This is a genomic window from Promicromonospora sp. NFX87, assembly GCF_048564965.1.
GTDB lineage: Bacteria > Actinomycetota > Actinomycetes > Actinomycetales > Cellulomonadaceae > Promicromonospora.
This window is the reverse complement of sequence record NZ_CP183413.1, coordinates 3,232,387-3,248,986: the sequence shown is the minus strand read 5'-3', so window position 1 is coordinate 3,248,986 and position 16,600 is coordinate 3,232,387. Positions and strand designations below refer to the sequence as shown.

Sequence of the window (16,600 nt, the reverse complement as noted above, 5' to 3'; positions counted from 1 at the left end):
TCAGGGCGGGTGAACCTGCCCGACGACAGCGGGCCGTACGACGTAGTGCCTCCACTACGACAAAGGAATCGAAACACCACCCAAGGTTCAGAACCGGTGCAGGTGGTGGGTGTCTCCTCTCCATCGTGTCTGGCGCGGCGCAGCGTCGGTAAGTGGACAGGGCGCCACGACGACGGTCACGCCAGCCAGTTAGACGCCGGGGGAGTCGTGCGTCGACGACGAGGAGTGCTTCGACGGATCGATCCCGAACAGCTGGCGGACGGGCGGCACACCTTCGAGCGTGATCTCGGCGCGGAGATCGTTCGGGCGGGAGTCCCATAACTCTCGAGTCATGCGGTAGCTGTTCTCGATGACAGCGTGGTCTTCTCGGGCGACGACCCGCGCCCCGTTTGTCGCGTACCCAACGCGTCGGGAGACGGCGTTCGAAGCGGGATTGTCGTTGTACGCCTCGCTGAGCATCTCCGCGGCATCGAGCCCCTCGAAGGCCAGGTGCAGCGCCATGAGCCGCATCTGGGTGCCGATGCCTTGGCCGTGGTGTCGAAGCCCGAGCCAGGATCCGGTAAGTCCCGAGCGGGTGACCTGGAAGTTCTTCGCGGAGATCTGTTGCTCCCCGACGATCTCGCCGTCCCAGACCACGGCAAGTGAGAGCGTCCAGTCGTCGGGTGCGGTCCGGCTACGGTTCTTCCACTGATGCGCGAGCACATGCCGCATGACGTCTTCGCGTGTCCATGACCAGGAGAACGGGGCGACCTCGGGGTCGTGCACGCCATCGGCTGCGAGGCCGGCGAGCGCGAGCACCTCTGTATCATCGGGCAGGCGAAGCTCCAGGTCATCCCAATGGACGCGAAGCCCGAACGTCGGCATGACGGCGCTCAGAGCGGCCCTGGCCGGCCCGGTCAAGAGGCAGCCCAGCGCGCGTTGCGGTCGCTCCACTTGAGCCTGGCCGGCCGATTGGTGAGTGCTGTTATTGCCTTCAGCTGTCGCTCCATCATTCGAGGGTCGACGTGACGAGTCAGTGGCTACCAACGGGTGGTACCTCGGGAACCGAGGTGGCCAGGGTCTTGGTCTACAGGCCAGTCAGTTACCGGTCCAGGACAGGTCGAAGTCTTACTGCGTCATCGCTTCAACGCCTTCGCCCAAGTTCGCGGGCTGGAGGGTTAGCCGAATTCCCCAACCCTCGGCGGTCGGAACGACGACTCCAGCCACGGTGGACCAGCCCGGTCGGCCCTCGTCGCGCCACTGGTTGATCCATGCGGTGAGGACGCGGGCTGCGTCGGGGCTGCCGGAGGTGACCAGTTCGTCGTCGGTGAGGAACGCGGCACCGGTCTGGGTGGCCGCGCCGATGGCGGCGAAGCGGTCGGAGAGCCCGGCTGTGGCGAGCTCAGCGGGAACGGTGGCGTAGAGCCAGGCCGTGAAATCTTCGAGGTCCTCTGTCTCAGCAAGCGGTGCGGGCGAAGAGCCGGGTGCGGACCTGAGCAGTTCGAGCAGCCGTCGTGCTGCGTCGGGGTCCTCGCGCAGTGCCGGGCTGCTGAGCCACCACGGCTCGGCGCCATCGGGAACGTGGGCGGCATCGACGTAGCGCAGCGGCAGCCCGAAGACCGTGACGGGCTCGGGGTGCATCTCGATGTAGCCACCGGGCCGTGCCGAAACGGCCATCTGCCGGCCGCCCGTGACAGTGATGGTCACGATCGCGTGCGCCCGGGCGAGGCGGGCGACCTTGACCGGCGCCACGATCACTGCGTCCTGCGCGATCTGGTCGATCCAGGCGGACGGGATGAGGTGCGGCGTGGCCCAGGCCACGACACGGTCGTACGGGGCCCTAGCCGGGTCACCCGCGTACCCGTCGTTGTTGGTCACGGTCGCCGTGGTGACGCCCGCGGCTGCCAGGCGGGTCTGGGCGCGGGGGACGAGGTCGGCGAATACCTCGACCGATCGCACGAGTCCAGCCGCACCCACGAGGTTGGCGAGGAGTCCGGTTGTGTAGCCGGACCCGGTGCCGATCTCCAGGACGTGGTGCCCGGGTCGGACATCGAGGGCTTCGAGCATCTGCTGGATCGAGCTGATGCTTGAGGACTGGGGGAGTGTGGACCCGTCGGGCTCGGTGACGAAGTGGTCGTAGTCGACAGCGGCGACAGCGTCGGTGACAGAGGCGGTCATGGGTGGCTCCTTGGAGTCCGGGCGGGGATCGTCATTGTGCGGAGGAATGAGGACGTGGCCGCGGGTTCGCCGACGGGCAGGCCGTCAGCTTCCACCCACTTGTGGAACGTGTAGGGATCTAGCGACTGGCAACGTCCCGCGCCGTGATCGACCGGAGGACGTCGACGACGCCGCGCTCATCGATGGTGCCGGTGACCTCGTCCGCGATGGACCTGAGCCGCTCGGGTGCATGTCCCATCGCAACTCCGCGTGCGGCCCACGTCAGAAGCTCGATGTCATTCATACCGTCGCCGACAGCGACCGTCGCTTCGGGGACGATGCCCAGTGCGCTTCGAACGAGTTCCAGGCCGCTCGCCTTGGAGAGCCCGACGGCGGTGATGTCGATCCAGTCGGTACCGGCCGGGGTGGCAGTGACGCCGGTGGATCGGATGTCCTCGAGCAGCTCGGTCACGCCTTCGGCCTGGACTACCGCGCGGGTGGTGGGCTGTCCCCAGAGGTCCCGCTCACGCACGATCCGCTGCCGCCCGTTGAGCAGTCCTGGCGCGAAGCGGTGACTGACGCGCCACCCGTATCCGACGACCTCGACCGCGACCATGGCGCCGGGCATCGCCGCCCAAGCCCGTCGTATTGCCGCCGCGGGATCGAAGGTCCGGACGTCTTCCAGGAGCAGGCTGTGCCGCCTGGTGATCCGGGCGGTGACCGCGCCATTCGAGGCCACGACCCAGCCGTCCCGCAGCCCGAGCCGGCGCACGATCGGGTCGACGCCAACCAGGGAGCGTCCCGTCGCAAGAACTATGTGGTGTCCGGCGTCGATCGTGTCCGCCACCGCGCGGACCGTGACCTCTGGGATGTCACGCCCGGAGGCTGTGAGCGTGCCGTCGATGTCGAGCGCAATGAGCATGGGTGAGTAGTCCGCAGCGGATGTCGACATGCGGTCGGCGGGGGTGGATGCCTGGGGCGGCGTTGTCACGGTGACTCCTGGTCGTTGCTGAGAGGCGTTGCCCTTACCGTCGCCCCACACCGTGCCCGGGCACCCCGCGCCGGGTGGAAAGTTCGACGTCCCGTGAACTTCCAGTTCCTGGAAGTTTCTATGAGACAGCGAGCGGCCGGCGCTCGTGTCAGTAGCCTGGGCGGGACCTCAAGCGGGCGAGGACGGGTGGTGGACGCGATGGCCGCAGCACGCAGTGCGAAGGCGGAGCGCGAGCGAGTTCGGGAGTCGCTCTTCGCTCGTGGGTGCACGACGGCGCAGGTCGCCGTCGAGCTGGTGCGCCGATTCAGAACGCGTCCGCGGCTGGCATGGCGTCATGCACTGGGCTGGGCGCAGTGGAAGTTGGTTCAGGAATACCTGGCGGCCAACCCCGAGGCACGGCTGACCGAGTCGAGGGTCTCGGAGTATGAGTCGTGGCCGTTCGGCGGGGTCAAGCCGCCGATGGAGTACCTCGCCGGGCTCGCCGTCACGTTCCGTTGTCAGATCACGGATCTGGTGGACGGCGCCGATCGTGAGCACCTGACTGCCGCGGAACTGTTGCTGGTCGGAGAGCCGCAGGTCTCCGCAGCACCCGTGGTGTTGTTGGTGCCGCTGCATGATGAGTGGTCGGCTCGGGTGACGGCGGCGGTCGCGGATCCGGCCCGCTACTGCGACGCACAGGTGGTGTCGATGCTGCGTACGCAGCTGGAGACGTTCAAGGCGATGGACGGGCGCCACGGCCCGGCCGCCGCGTTGCCCGGCGTGCTGGGAGTTGTGTCGGCGGTTTGGGCGATGGCGCAGGAGGCACCCGAACGGATGCGAGTCCTGCTGTTGTCGCTCGCGGCGGAGGCTGCGGAGTTCACTGGATGGCTATACCGGGATCTGGCCGATCCGAAGCGAGCTGGCGTCTGGTACGACCGGGCGATGGAATGGGCGCAGGCGGCGGGCGACCGGGGAGCACAGGGCTTCCTGCTCATCCGTAAGTCGCAGATGGCCTATGACGCTTACGACGGTCGCCGGGTTCTTCTACTCGCCCGCACCGCGCTGGACGGGCCATGGAAGCTCGACCCATGGTTGCGAGCCGAGGCGCTGGTTCAGGCAGCCAAGGGGCAGGCCATGATGGGGCAGTCGGTGCAGCTCAATGCGGTGACTGATCAGGCGTACCCGCTGGCCGCAGGGCGAGAACGGACACTGGATCTTCGTGTCGCGACAGCTTGGTCGGAGGCCGGCGAGCCCGAGCGTGCCGCTGCTCTGTATGCGAGTGCACTGGCCAGCGGAGAGCTGTCCCGCCGGGATATGGGGTTCTTTGGTGCACGCCGCTCCTCAGCGCTCGCTCGGGCCGGGGAGCCCGAACCGTCGGCCGTTCAGGCGATCAAAGCGCTCGCAGAGGCTCGGGAGATCGGCTCGGCCCGGACCGGAGCCATCGTGCGTGACACGCTCACCGCGTTGCGGCGATGGAGCAGGAACCCGGTCGTGGCGGACCTTGAGGCTGCCGTCAGTTCTCGGCCGTGATCCATTCGGCGACCTGTTGGATGACGTGTGCCTGCCAGGCCTGGGACTGGGGGTCGGCGTAGGTCGGGTCGCCGTCGACGGCGAAGCCGTGCTGGGCACCGTCGATCTTCTCGAGCCGTGACCGGTCGTTGAGCACGTCCATCGCGGCCAGGGAAGTGTCGATCGGCACCAGAGTGTCGGCGGTGCCGTGCACGATGAGCGTGGGTGCCTGGATCTCGTGCAGGACGGTCTGGGGCTGGAGCCAGAACACCTCGTTGTAGATCGCGCGGCCGTGCCGGAAGGTGGGGGAGTGCTGGATATATCCCTGTTCTGTCAGCACCCTGGCCTTGTCGGATGACAGGTGGCCTCCGGCCCAGTACGCGCGGGAGTCGATGGTGCGCTTCTTGTAGTTGAGTTGGGGGCACAGGAGCACGAGGCGTTCCACTTCATCGGGCCGCTTGGCCGTGTAGTAGGCGCAGATTCCGCCGCCGAAGCTCTGTCCGACCAAGGACGTGCGGGTGACGCCGGTCCGGGCACGGAGCTCCTCAAGTGCGACCTGGATGTCATTCAGGACGCCGGCCAAGGTGAGGTCTTCCTGCTTGCCACCTGACTCGCCATGGCCCCGCAGATCGAATCGGAGCGCTGTGATACCGGCCGCTGCGAGGCCGGCGGCTTTGCGGTCGAAGAATCCTGCCTCGTGCCGGGTGACTCCGCCGCCGTGGACCTGCACGACGCCGAGGTCCGTGGGCGAGTCGGGGATGGTCAGGTCACCAACCAGGTCCAGACCGTCGAGCGAGCGGAACGTGATCGTGGACTCTGACGGCATGTGCCCTCCCAGGTCGACGGGTAATCCGGCCATCGTGGCAGATCTGCGGGCAGGGCGTTAGCAATCCGACGGATCGGTCACCCTTCGTCATGCACGTGCGCGCGGCTCGTCCAGCCTCCGGAGGTCGACGACCAAGTCGAACGCGCCCGATAAGAACGGCAGCGGCGGTGGCCTGCGTGGATGTCCTGTCAGGCTGACCGCTTGGTCGGTTGCCTGGCGGGAGCAGAGACGCCGGTACCGTCGCGGCGCCGTCCTCGTCGATCGTGCCGCTGATCTCGTCGGCCGCTTCGCGCACAGCCTCCCTCGGCAGTGGGACCCGTCGCTACACCTCGGCCGGCCCAGGGTAGGGCTTCGATGTCGTTGGTACCGTCGCTGATCGCGACGGTGTGCTCGATCGGAACTTCGAGCTTGGTTCGAAGTCGCTCGAGCGTCGTGGCCTTCGAGATGTCCGAGCCAGTCACGTCCAGCCAGTCCGGCCCGCGGTCGTGACCGTCATTCCCGTCGCCTGCAGTGCTTCCGGGTGCACTCGGATCCCAGGTGCAGACAGCGAGATCCGGCAGGCGGGCCCCGTGCACAGATACACCACGGTGGCCTGCATCTGATTGCCGTTGGCAGGCTCGGGTCGAGCGGGCGGTTCAACTTCCAGTCCTTGACGAGTTCCTCGACCCCGACGAGAACGCCGGGGCGAGTGAGAGGGCTACTTGGATCACTGGTTTTAACGTGACCTATATCGACGGGGCTGTGATGGCCGTCGCCCCGCGATACCCTGCACGAACAGTTTCGGCGGGTCACGCGACACGTCATGGGTCTCGTGGTGGAGAGTTGAGTATGGCTGACGCCGAAGCGGCGCTGTTGGAGGTCCTAGCGTGGGTTCGCGACGTAACCCCAGATTCGCCTGCGCTCAGGCCGATCGTCGGCGTCAGCGATTCGGAACTCAGGCAACTTGCGCGTCTCGCCGCGCTGCTCCGCGGTCGACTGGCGGACGATGCGCCCGCAGACCTGGTCGCAGCGCTTACCGCAGATGCCCCGATCGAGCCGTCGGCCGCAGCTGTCTCGTCGTTTGACCGGCTCGTCAAGGACGACGCGGTGGACAAGCTCGCCCATCTGTATGCAGTCGTCGTCAAGCCTGCAAATCGCCGTCCACTTGGTACCTTCTTTACTCCACGCAGCTCCGCGAAAGCGATTGTGGACAGCTATGCGAGCCGCCACGATGCGCCCGCAGAGGTTGTAGACGTTGGTGCGGGTGTTGGCATTTTCTCGGAGATCGCTCGTGCCGCGTGGCCGAACGCTGGCATTCACGCGATCGATATCAACCCGCTCACACTCGGCCTTCAGGCCGTCGCTGCTGCCGGTCGTCCGGAATGGAACGTGCGGCTTGAACTAGCGGACTACAGGCTCTGGCTGGACTCGAACACTCTTACGCGACCAACGCTCTACCTCGGCAATCCGCCTTACACTCGGTGGCAACTGCTCGACGGCGAGGCTCGTGTCACCCTGCTTGAGGCAACTAAGGGGCTGGTCGGTGCGCGGGCGAACCTCTCGACGTTGTTTCTCGCGATGACGCTAGCAAAACTTCGACGCGAGGATTCGCTGGCGATGATCATCCCGGCAGGTTGGATGCGAGCTGATTATGGGAAGAACTTGAGATCTCACCTGCGAGCAGCAGGTCACCGGCGTGTATCGCTCCGACTCGCGGACTCGTGGCGCTTCGACCGAGCTATCGTTGACGCCGTGCTCGTTGAGATTGGACCGGAGGCATTGTGCCCGCAGCCGATCGAAGTCTCGGACTGGTCGGGCTCGGAGCAGTTGACTGTCAGCCGCTCTGATGGCCAAGCAGTGTTTCCTGCGCCGGGGCGAACGCATCCTGCAGCGCCTTCTCTGGACTCGAATGTGGTCCGGCTGGGTGAGTTCGCCCGAGTGACACGTGGCACGGCCTCTGGAGCAAACGGCTTCTTCGTAAAGCCGGCATCCGACTGGGACCGCATGGGGATACCGGCAACCTTCCGGCGGGCACTTGCGCGAAGACTGCGTCCAGGTGCGGGGACAGTGCCCCTACTGGAGGTTTCCGAACTTCTCGTTCTCGGTGGGTACGAGCGAGATGCTGACCCATGCGTTCAGGCATGGATTGATGAGGCCGAGACTGCAGGCATCCACGAACAACATCTTTGCGCGAAACGGGCTCGTTGGTATGACCTCTCGGCCGAGGTGAAGATACCTGAAGTGATCATCTCAGCACTTGCCCGGGACGTCTTTCACGTGTTCCCGAACACGGAAAAGCTGGCGATAACCAACAACCTGTTCGGTCTCTATTGGGCGGCCACGGTTGATGGAGCGACCAAGGCGGCTCTCGTTGACTGGCTTCGCAGTGATCAGGGACAGGCCGCTCTCAAAGCAAGTTCTTCGGTCGAAGCGAACGGTCTGCATCGTCTCAGCCCAAAGGCCATTGCCGAGATTGAGATATCCTGCTTGGAGCCGGTCGCTGTTGGTTCTGATCGAGGATTCGCGGGAACTCTTGCCATCGGAAAGAGGTCAAAGTGAGTCAATACGGCTTTGTCGTTGACACGCATCTTTTACGCGAACTTGGTGACCTTCTAGTCGGACGTGACAGCACGGCGATCCTTGAACTTGTCAAGAATGGCTATGATGCCGACGCGACGATCGTTCGGATCGACGCCCAGGATCTGTCCGAGCCGGGCGAGGCTGTGCTAACCGTTGAGGACAACGGCAACGGGATGACCGCTGATAGATTCCGCTCTGCCTTCCTGCGAATCGCGGGCCGCGACAAGGAGGGCGGCGAGCGTGTTTCAGCGAAGTACCGTCGCGCGTACACCGGTCAGAAGGGTATTGGACGTCTTGCTAGTCAGAAGTTGGCGGAGGTGTTGGAGGTGCGGAGTGTCCCAGACTCCGCGGTGCCCGGGGGAGAGGGGCCGGGGGTTGAGGCCCGCATCGAATGGGAGGTTATCGATCAGCAGGAGGATCTCCACGATCTAAAGGATGGGCTTTCTGTTGTCGACGTTCCAGTAACGCAGGGAGCCGTTCCAGGCACCGTTCTTTCGATGCGGTCACTTAAGAGGATCTGGTCAGCAGCCGAAATTGGCAAGTTCATCGACGAGCTTCAGTCGGCACAGCCGCCTTCCATGCTTATCGGTGCGGATCCAGCCACTCTTGCAATCAGCGGTCCTACGCTTATTGGCTCACCAATTGTCCGCGGCACCGGGAGCATTGATCCCGGATTTGAGTTGGAACTTGCAGGGGAGTTAGCACCTGGCGACGACTTGTGGCTGAAGGCGGCGGAGGAGTTTCAATGGTGCGTTGAAATCGACGTTTCCGATGGGCGCACACGCTACCGAGTTTCGCCGACAGTCACGTACATGCGAACGGAGCCCCTCGCTCGCACATACTCGTTCGAAGCCCAGGCTGACCTGGGGTTGCGTTTTCAGGTGCGCTTCTATGTTATGGCGGGTGCTAGCACTCGGCGTGGTCCGCTCAAGGGATTCGTTCGGTCAACAAGTGGCATTCGCGTCTATCTTGAAGGTTTCCGTGTGTTGCCGTACGCCGAATATGGCGACGATTGGCTTGAGATCGACCGCGAGTACCGGTCCGGTCCGCGCTACTACACGATCGACTTTGACGGTTCGGCGAGCGATGAGCTGGACGTCGACAGGCGGGAAGGGCTGAGCGCTCTCCCCAGCAACGCATATTTCGGAGCGGTGTTTCTTACCACGGCGGGAGCTCCTGGGCTGGAAAGCCTTGTCAACCGCGAGGGGTTCGTTCCCGGACGAACTTTCAAGGCAATCCGCCAGATTGTTCAGGACGGCGTGCGCCTAAGCGTCCGTGCGCGTCGGTCGATTTTTAATCAGCGCGAACGTCTCGATGCTGTTGCTGTTGTCTCAACAACGCGAGTTGAGCCCGTCTCTAAGGGTTCTAGCGACGAACCCACCAAGCCACCGACCTTCGATCCTGCGGGCCGGACCCCGTTCGAGGTGTTGGCACCACACGGTAGCACTGCGGAGGACGAGCGCAAGATCGCGGCTGCGGCTGCGGCTGCGGCTGCGTTCGCTGCCAGCGCGGAGGATGGCCAGGTCTCGAGTGGCGACGAGTCGCCGGTTAGCCAGTTAGTCGACGGTTTCCAAGCGGCGCGGGTTGCGCTTCAAGCGGTCCAAAGCTTTCAGCCCGAGCTTCGGATCCTCGCAGGGGTCGGGCTCCAACTTGGTGCATTTGTGCACGATATCAATGGCATGCTCGCAGCGAGCACGACGGTCCGAGAATTACTGAGGGGGCTGCTTGACAGCGTTGCGGATCCCAAGCATCGGAACACTTTGCGGGTGGTGCTGCGGACGGCCGACGAGTTGGCGCACACGCTTGCGCGACAGAGTTCCTATCTGACCGATGTGCTCAGTGCGGATCCGAGGCGCCGGCGATCTCAGATCAAGGTTCAGGAGCGAGTGGACTCGGTACTCCGGTTCCTTGCAGGTCGACTGGCCTCAAGAGATGTCTCAGTCCACGTTAATTTAGCATCGAATCTGCGTACTGACCCGATGTTCCCAGCGGAACTGACGGTCATGCTTACCAACATTCTCACCAATGCTGTGAAGAATGCCGCTGAAGGCGGAAACATTTGGATTGACGGCGCAGACCTTGGTGGTGCCGTCGAAATCATTGTTAGCAACGATGGAACGGTGGTGGACCTCAACGAGGCAGAGCGATGGTTTCTCCCATTCGAGAGCACGACCACTACGGTCGACGATGTCCTCGGTCAGGGTCTAGGACTCGGTCTTCCGATTGTCAGAGCATTGACGGACGACTATCGCGGTGACGTTCGGTTTGTCTCGCCAACTCATGGGCCAGGTACCGCCATCAAGGTGGTACTTCCAAGGAAGGGAACAACGAAATGACGGGCAAGCCCTTCGTTCTGATCGTGGACGATGATCCTACACAGGAAGCCTTCGCGCTCCTCCTTAGCCAGCACGATGTTGACGCGAAGCATGTGCTCCCCGATGACCTCACTGCCACAGACCTTGAACGGGCGAGCTTGGTTCTCATCGATGAGTTCATCGAGAACTGGTCTGCGCGCGAGGCGGTGAGCGGCCACCTCGGTCTGTTCGTTCGGGATGGAGTTGCTCTTGCTGGTGTACTGCGAGCCGCTCTTGAGGGGCGGGGACCAAGCCATGAGATTTCACCGACTCCGAAGAACACCGCTCTGGTGCTTCGGACTGGGCATCTCGGCGTACTTGCAGCGGGTACCCCGGCCTTCATTCGACCGATCGCAATCGCAAGTCGCCATGACCTGGAATGGGTAGCGGAAAAGGCGGACAGGGCGACAGGCTCGGCTGAGGCTTTCGCGTCGCTGGCGACCGCTGCCGCGGAATTGCCTAGTGACTGGTCTAACCCTGCCGATCCCTCGTTGCAACTTGAATGGCTTGATCTGGGGGAGCGGCCATGGCGTGACGAGGCGGTTGCGCAGATCGAACTCTGCCGACCTCCATGGTCGGTCCTCGCTGCGACGTCTGCGGGGCGACGATGGTTGGCGTGGTTCATGCAGAGGGTTCTGCCGTTCCCGACGTTCCTTGTCGACGATCTCCGAGCCGCAAGTTACCTGGGCCTCGAGCCGCACGCCCTGGATGAGCTCATGGGTGGAACTGGTCCCATTGCAGAACTTTTGAAGGGAACGGTTTATTCGGGGCAACTTGCTTCCTTCGCTGGCCGACGTTGGTGGCGCGCCGGTATCACCGCTGTAAAGAAGCTTGCGCTTGAGAGCGCGACCGGAAGGACGGCTGATGATATCGCCCGCGCCGTGATCCTCCTCCACGGGTCGGATCTGGGCGTACTAGAGCTTCGGCATCCGGTGTTTCAGATCGACGCAGACTACAAGGTGATCGTCGAGCCGCTGGAAATCACCGACGCGGTTCGACTCCAGCCGGACGACTGGCCGACTTATGCCGATGATCCGTGGCTTGCCTCCGACGCGATCGGCTCGGAGCCAGCGCTTGCTGCCCTCATCGTGATTGACGACCGATATGGCGAGGCGCGTGAGTAGCCACGCTTGGCGCCCGCACCTCGCTGATGTCGGCGCATGCTGTATCTCGGTCGGTTATCGGGCGGTAGCTGATCCCTGCCCAGGCGTTGTCGACAATTCCATTTTGGACCTTCGATGAAAGGACTTCGCGAGTGACTGCGCCGATGCGCCCCCGGATCGGGGACCATTATCTCGACTCAGGACCGCTGTTCTGCCTCGGCGGGTCAGGTGTGCTTGCCGACCTCTTCGATGCGGACCTGCTCCTCAATTCGCGGGTGGCAGCTGCTGTAGTCGGCGAAGTCCATCGGAACGCGGCGCTGGTCCTACCGCCTGTAGGTCCGCACCCGAAGCGGCGGATTCACCACGCCGCCCGCGTTGTACGTAGCCGCTACAAGCCGCTGCTCGAGTCGGCGCCGCCGGTTCCGGCTCCCGCACCGCAGCTCCTCGCATCGATCAAAGCTGATCTCACCGCACGCGCTGTGGCAAAGCTGAGGCCCGGGCAGCACCTGCATCCCAGCGCTAACGACGGTGAAGCGGAGTCGGTGTACTGGGCTGCGACCCAGTCGGTCGAGGTGGTCACGAACGACAGCGACGCTCATCAACTTGCACGGAAGCACCAGGTCACGAGCAGCACATTCGTCGAAGTCGTTCGACACTTGGTGAAGGCTCAGAAGGTGGTATCTCGGCGGACAATCTTTGGTGAGTTAATGACTCTTAGCCGCCGCGACATCTTCCCAGGCGAACACATAACCAGCGAATTGGACCTGGTCTGACGCGGAGAGGCGATTTACCTGGAGTCGATGTGCTATGCCTTGTGGGGCGTGATGCGAGATTGCATAGGCGGAGGTCGGGCCGCTGGCTGTTTGGGGTGTGACGACAGTCAGCGCCCCACCATGCTGCTCGCCTCCGGCAAGGGCGACGGCTTCATCTCGTTCGCAGCCGCTTCCGGTGCGGCCTACTGCCTGACGTGACGGGCAGCTAGGTCAGCTCTCCGGATCGGCAAGCACAACAACCCCGGGAGCCGCCACCACCAACAAAACCGTCCGCTGAGCGGCATCGCTCACGTGGATCCGCGGGTGCGCAGGCGGCTCCGTCTCGTAGTGCGTCCCAGGACCGTAGAACTGCCCGTAACGAACCACGACCCCACCTGCATCCAGCACGGCAGCCTCGTGCCACGCGACGGCGTCAGCCCGCCCGAGCGGCGTCCAGGCGATCGACTGCCCCAGCATCCGCGCGCTACCTGTCGCCAATGTCGCCGCGAGCAGATTGGCCGTCCCCTCGGTCCGTATCCGCGAGTTCCCGGCAGCCCGCGCCGGGATGTCCGCGACATCGTCGGGTAGATCCGTGAGCTGATGCATCACTAATTCAGGCCGGGATTGGACGACGGCGGCGGTGAGCGCCTCGACGTCGTAGACGTCCACGACGACCGGAGTGCCGCCGGCGTTTTCGATCGTGCTCACGCGCTCGGCGAGCGCGTCGTCCCTGTGACGTCATGGCCGGCGGCAACGAGCAGCGGCAGTAGTCGGGACCCGATCACACCGGTTGCCCCGGCGAGGAAGATGCGCACCGGATCACCCTATGAATGCGCCATGTCCCGATGCAAAGCCACCCGCCCGCAGTCTGCGTCCCGGGATGCACCGTGGGGATGATGTCAACCGTGCGGCGTGTGATTCACGTGGCCAGCACGTATACATAGCCTTGAAGCCTGTTCGTACGCGAGGAGGTCGCTGATGGCTGGTCTATGGGGTAGGAAGTCTCGCGCGAAGAGCTTGAAGCGAGGCGCGTGGGGAAGCACGACAAAGGGCCGCAGCAAGAGCCTGTTCAAGAGGCTGTGGGGGAGCAGCAACAGCAAGCGCCGCAAGGGCGGCGGCCTGTGGTGAACGCATAAAGCGAATGGCCTGGACCGTCGGGATCGACGGTCCAGGCCCTTATTCGATCCCAGGGCGTCACGACTCCAGATACCGCAAGATCGCCTGCACCCGCCGGTTGTACCCGTCCTCGGCCAACAGCCCGAGCTTGTCGAAGATCGCGTTCGAATGCTTCTCCACCGCCGACGTCGACACGTACAGTGCCGCAGCGATCCCCGCATTAGTCCGCCCCTCGGCCATCAGCCCCAGCACCTCCCGCTCCCGTTCGGTCAGCATCCCGAGCGGATGCGACGTGTCCCGGAACATCTGCCGCACGACGTCCGGATCCAGCACCAGCCCGCCGGCCTGCACCCGGTCCAGCGCGTCGAGAAAGTCGTCGACGCCCATCACCCGGTCCTTGAGCAGGTACCCGACGGCGCGGGCGTCGTCCCCGAGCAGCACCTGCGTGAACTCCCGCTCGACGTACTGCGACAGCACGAGGATCCCCACCTCCGGCCAGCGCGTCCGGATCTGTACCGCCGCGCGGACGCCCTCGTCGGTGTGAGTGGGCGGCATGCGCACATCCAGCACTACGACGTCGGGGCGCTCGGCCTCCAGCCGCTGCATCAACCCTTCAGCGGAGCCGTACGCCGCGACGACGTCGTGCCCCTCGTCCGTCAGGAGGCTACGGATGCCTTCGCGGAGCAGGGCGGAGTCCTCGGCCAGCATCACTCGCACGGGAGGGTTACCTCGATCTTGGTCGGGCCGCCTGGTGGGCTGTCTACGGTGAGGGTGCCGCCGGCCGTGGCTACTCGGCTGGTGAGGCCGGCCAGGCCGTGGCCGGGGTGGGGGAGGGCGCCGCCTGTGCCGTTGTCGGTGATGGTGACACGGACGTTGTCGGTATCGGGGTCTCGACGAGCTCGACCAACGGACGCGGCAGCTCGACCGACGTGGATGCGCACCTTTGCCTTCGTGGCACCCGAGTGTTTGGCCACGTTCGTCAGAGCCTCCGACACCACGTAGTAGATCGCCGTCTCCACATCCGCCGGCAGGCGCTCAGGAGATTCCCACTCCAGCACCGTCGGCGGCTCAGCACGCGACACCAGCTCCGCCAGCACCGGCGCCAACCCATGTGTATCCAAAGTCGTCGGCCGCACCCGCCACGCGACATCCCGCAGGTCCGTCACCAGCAGCTCCGCCTCCCGCGCAGCCTGCTCCAACAAGAGAGAACCAGACGAAGCACCAACAGCCCGTCGCGCCCGATTCACCAGCAACCCCAGCGCCACGGCCCGCTGCTGCACCCCGTCGTGCAGATCCCGCTCGATCCGCCCCCGCTCCGCGTCCAGCGCGGCGAGCAGATCAGCCCGGCTCACCGTCAGCGACTCCACCTGCGCCGCCAGCCGCTCGCTCCGGCTCGGCGCCAGCCACCTTGCAGCCGCCGACCGGTCCAGCAGTGCCACCCCGATGAGCCCCATCAAATCCAGGTACAGCAGGATCGCGCCGACCGGGATCATCCCGAGCAGGCCGGCCGTCGACAGCCCGTCGCCCTGGAACGCCTCGTCGACGGTGAGCCGCACGTCGAACATCCACGACGCCAGCCCCGCGACCACCGCGAACATCCCGTACGCCAGCAGCCCGAGCACCAGCGTGCCCACGAAACCGACAACAGCCCGCGCAGCGAGATACCGAGCAGCCCGCGGAGAAGTGAGCACAACCCCGTCGTCCGCCCACCCGAGAAAACGCACGGTACGACGGCGGTGCCAGGCGACCAGCGACCGAACCGGCCCGAACGGCGTCGGCCCGCGCAGCAGCGAAGCCACGGAAAAGACCAGGTCGACAGGCCAGGTCACCGCGCCGAGGGCCGCGCCCCACAGCATGCGGGCAGCGGAGCTGCGCAAGATGGCGAGGGCGGGGTCCACCTCGCCAGAATAGATACGCCGCAGGACGAGCGAACTGCGGAAAACCACACCCCACCTGCGGCATACCCGCACGACCCGACGGGGAACCGCAGTCAACCGACCCCCTCGCAGTCAAATAGCGTAGGGGCATGACGACACAAAGCTTCGCCACGACCGTCGCCGACTGGGCCGTCGGGCTCATGGAGACCCTCGGCGCACCGGGCGCTGGCGTAGCAATCGCCCTCGAGAACCTGTTCCCGCCCCTGCCGAGCGAGGTGATCCTGCCGCTGGCAGGCTTCACCGCCGCGCAGGGCACCCTCGTCCTGTGGCACGTGCTCATCTGGACGACGGCGGGCTCCGTGGTCGGCGCCGTCCTCCTGTACAGCCTGGGCGCGTGGCTGGGCCGCGACCGCCTGCGCGCCATCGTCGACCGTATGCCGCTCGTATCGCTGGAGGACGTCGACAAGGCCGAGGCCTGGTTCACCCGGCACGGCGACAAGGCGGTGCTCATCGGCCGGCTCATCCCCATCGTGCGCAGCCTGATCTCCATCCCCGCGGGCGTGGAGCGCATGTCGATCTGGCGGTTCCTCGCCTTCACGACGCTCGGCTCCGGCGTGTGGAACACCCTGCTCGTCGGCGCGGGCTACCTGCTGGGGGACCAGTGGCACATCGTCGAGGAGAGCGTCGGCGTGTTCCAGAAGGTCGTCATCGTCGTGGTGGTGGCGGCGGTCGTGTGGTGGCTCGTCAAGACGCTGCGCGGTCGCCAGGACCAGGACTCGCCCCGGCACGTGCGGAAGCGCTGAGCGTCTCCAGGCCCTCGGCGATCATCCGCAGGGCCTCCTCGAAGTCCCCGCTCTGGGCGGGCTGCTCGCTCGCGGTCTCCGGGTCCAGTGACTCGGCCGCGGGCAGCAGCCCGAACGAGTCGGCGCTCAGCCGCTGCTGCTCGTGGAACGTGTACCCGACGACGAAGTGCATCACGGCCTCCGCGGCGACTCGCGACAGCGAGTCCGGCACGCCGTCACGGCGCGTGACCGCCAGCAGCTGCGGGCGGACCGGCGAGTCGACCAGCCCGAGCGCCAGCGAGCTCGACACCAGCTCTGCGGCGTCGCGGTAGGCGAGCAGGCATTCCCGCAGCCGCGCGCCCAGCCCGCGGACGGCCTCGGACACCGTCATGTCCTCGACGCGCACGTCCGCCATCGGCCCGAGGATCCGCGCGCTGACCGAGGCCAGCAGCGCCTGCTTGTTCGGGAAGTGCCAGTACAGCGCACTCGCCCGCACCTCGAGCGCCGTGGCGATGTTCCGCATCGTCAGGTCGGGCAGCCCGTACTCGTCCAGGAGGCGGAGGGCCATGTCCGACACGTCGTCACGGCTGTGTCTTGGTGATCCGCTCATCGCCAC

The 16,600-nt window shown here is 65.2% G+C and carries 16 protein-coding genes; 6 read left to right on the top strand and 10 right to left on the bottom strand.

What is annotated here, in order from left to right; genetic code table 11:
* Window positions 1-189: 189 nt before the first annotated feature.
* The 3 genes from ACNYC2_RS14600 to ACNYC2_RS14590 all read right to left on the bottom strand — a co-directional run bounded on the left by ACNYC2_RS14600 (window position 190) and on the right by ACNYC2_RS14590 (window position 3,127).
* Entirely contained in the window at window positions 190-864 is a 675-nt protein-coding gene (locus tag ACNYC2_RS14600) for a GNAT family N-acetyltransferase (protein ID WP_419707722.1), read from the bottom strand.
* Between the two features lie 243 nt (window positions 865-1,107).
* The gene (locus ACNYC2_RS14595; RefSeq protein WP_419707721.1) at window positions 1,108-2,157 is read right to left on the bottom strand and encodes a protein-L-isoaspartate O-methyltransferase family protein; all 1,050 of its coding nucleotides are present in this window, start codon (window positions 2,155-2,157) and stop codon (window positions 1,108-1,110) included.
* Between the two features lie 118 nt (window positions 2,158-2,275).
* Window positions 2,276-3,127 (bottom strand): HAD family hydrolase, encoded by an 852-nt coding sequence (locus tag ACNYC2_RS14590; RefSeq protein ID WP_419707720.1) that lies wholly within the window; start codon window positions 3,125-3,127, stop codon window positions 2,276-2,278.
* A gap of 189 nt (window positions 3,128-3,316) precedes the next feature.
* Between ACNYC2_RS14590 and ACNYC2_RS14585 the strand changes: the two genes are divergently transcribed.
* A complete protein-coding gene (locus tag ACNYC2_RS14585) occupies window positions 3,317-4,636 on the top strand; it encodes a hypothetical protein (protein ID WP_419707719.1) in 1,320 nt (439 codons plus the stop codon).
* On the opposite strand, the gene ACNYC2_RS14580 is transcribed toward ACNYC2_RS14585, so the two are convergent.
* Both ACNYC2_RS14580 and ACNYC2_RS14575 read right to left on the bottom strand, forming a co-directional pair.
* A complete protein-coding gene (locus ACNYC2_RS14580) occupies window positions 4,620-5,441 on the bottom strand; it encodes an alpha/beta hydrolase (RefSeq protein ID WP_419707718.1) in 822 nt (273 codons plus the stop codon). The genes ACNYC2_RS14585 and ACNYC2_RS14580 overlap by 17 nt on opposite strands.
* A 188-nt stretch (window positions 5,442-5,629) precedes the next feature.
* Window positions 5,630-6,016 carry an HAD family hydrolase gene (locus tag ACNYC2_RS14575; RefSeq protein ID WP_419707717.1) on the bottom strand — a complete coding sequence of 129 codons (387 nt, stop codon included), beginning with the start codon at window positions 6,014-6,016 and terminating at the stop codon, window positions 5,630-5,632.
* 253 nt (window positions 6,017-6,269) lie between these two features.
* Here ACNYC2_RS14575 and ACNYC2_RS14570 point away from each other — a divergent pair, with 253 nt between their 5' ends.
* The 4 genes from ACNYC2_RS14570 to ACNYC2_RS14555 all read left to right on the top strand — a co-directional run bounded on the left by ACNYC2_RS14570 (window position 6,270) and on the right by ACNYC2_RS14555 (window position 12,230).
* Complete coding sequence (locus ACNYC2_RS14570; protein WP_419707716.1) at window positions 6,270-7,979, top strand: Eco57I restriction-modification methylase domain-containing protein; 1,710 nt, start codon at window positions 6,270-6,272, stop codon at window positions 7,977-7,979.
* Window positions 7,976-10,336 carry a sensor histidine kinase gene (locus ACNYC2_RS14565; protein WP_419707715.1) on the top strand — a complete coding sequence of 787 codons (2,361 nt, stop codon included), beginning with the start codon at window positions 7,976-7,978 and terminating at the stop codon, window positions 10,334-10,336. Before ACNYC2_RS14570 ends, ACNYC2_RS14565 begins: the two co-directional genes overlap by 4 nt.
* The gene (locus tag ACNYC2_RS14560; protein ID WP_419707714.1) at window positions 10,333-11,478 is read left to right on the top strand and encodes a hypothetical protein; all 1,146 of its coding nucleotides are present in this window, start codon (window positions 10,333-10,335) and stop codon (window positions 11,476-11,478) included. The genes ACNYC2_RS14565 and ACNYC2_RS14560 overlap by 4 nt, the downstream gene beginning before the upstream one ends.
* Window positions 11,479-11,609: 131 nt before the next feature.
* Window positions 11,610-12,230, top strand: a complete 621-nt coding sequence (locus tag ACNYC2_RS14555; RefSeq protein ID WP_419707713.1) for a hypothetical protein — start codon at window positions 11,610-11,612, stop codon at window positions 12,228-12,230.
* Between the two features lie 210 nt (window positions 12,231-12,440).
* Here the strand turns inward: ACNYC2_RS14555 and ACNYC2_RS14550 are convergent, their stop codons facing one another.
* From ACNYC2_RS14550 to ACNYC2_RS14535, 4 genes are all read right to left on the bottom strand, one after another.
* Complete coding sequence (locus ACNYC2_RS14550) at window positions 12,441-12,917, bottom strand: epimerase (RefSeq protein ID WP_419707712.1); 477 nt, start codon at window positions 12,915-12,917, stop codon at window positions 12,441-12,443.
* Window positions 12,914-12,994 (bottom strand): hypothetical protein, encoded by an 81-nt coding sequence (locus ACNYC2_RS14545; RefSeq protein ID WP_419707835.1) that lies wholly within the window; start codon window positions 12,992-12,994, stop codon window positions 12,914-12,916. Before ACNYC2_RS14545 ends, ACNYC2_RS14550 begins: the two co-directional genes overlap by 4 nt.
* A 409-nt stretch (window positions 12,995-13,403) precedes the next feature.
* Window positions 13,404-14,042 (bottom strand): response regulator transcription factor, encoded by a 639-nt coding sequence (locus ACNYC2_RS14540; RefSeq protein WP_419707711.1) that lies wholly within the window; start codon window positions 14,040-14,042, stop codon window positions 13,404-13,406.
* Window positions 14,033-15,223, bottom strand: a complete 1,191-nt coding sequence (locus ACNYC2_RS14535; RefSeq protein ID WP_419707710.1) for a sensor histidine kinase — start codon at window positions 15,221-15,223, stop codon at window positions 14,033-14,035. The genes ACNYC2_RS14540 and ACNYC2_RS14535 overlap by 10 nt, the downstream gene beginning before the upstream one ends.
* A 128-nt stretch (window positions 15,224-15,351) precedes the next feature.
* On the opposite strand from ACNYC2_RS14535, the gene ACNYC2_RS14530 reads away from it, so the two are divergent.
* Entirely contained in the window at window positions 15,352-16,005 is a 654-nt protein-coding gene (locus ACNYC2_RS14530; RefSeq protein ID WP_419707709.1) for a DedA family protein, read from the top strand.
* On the opposite strand, the gene ACNYC2_RS14525 is transcribed toward ACNYC2_RS14530, so the two are convergent.
* Window positions 15,947-16,594, bottom strand: a complete 648-nt coding sequence (locus ACNYC2_RS14525; protein WP_419707708.1) for a TetR family transcriptional regulator — start codon at window positions 16,592-16,594, stop codon at window positions 15,947-15,949. The two genes, ACNYC2_RS14530 and ACNYC2_RS14525, sit on opposite strands and share 59 nt — an antisense overlap.
* Window positions 16,595-16,600: the final 6 nt, after the last annotated feature.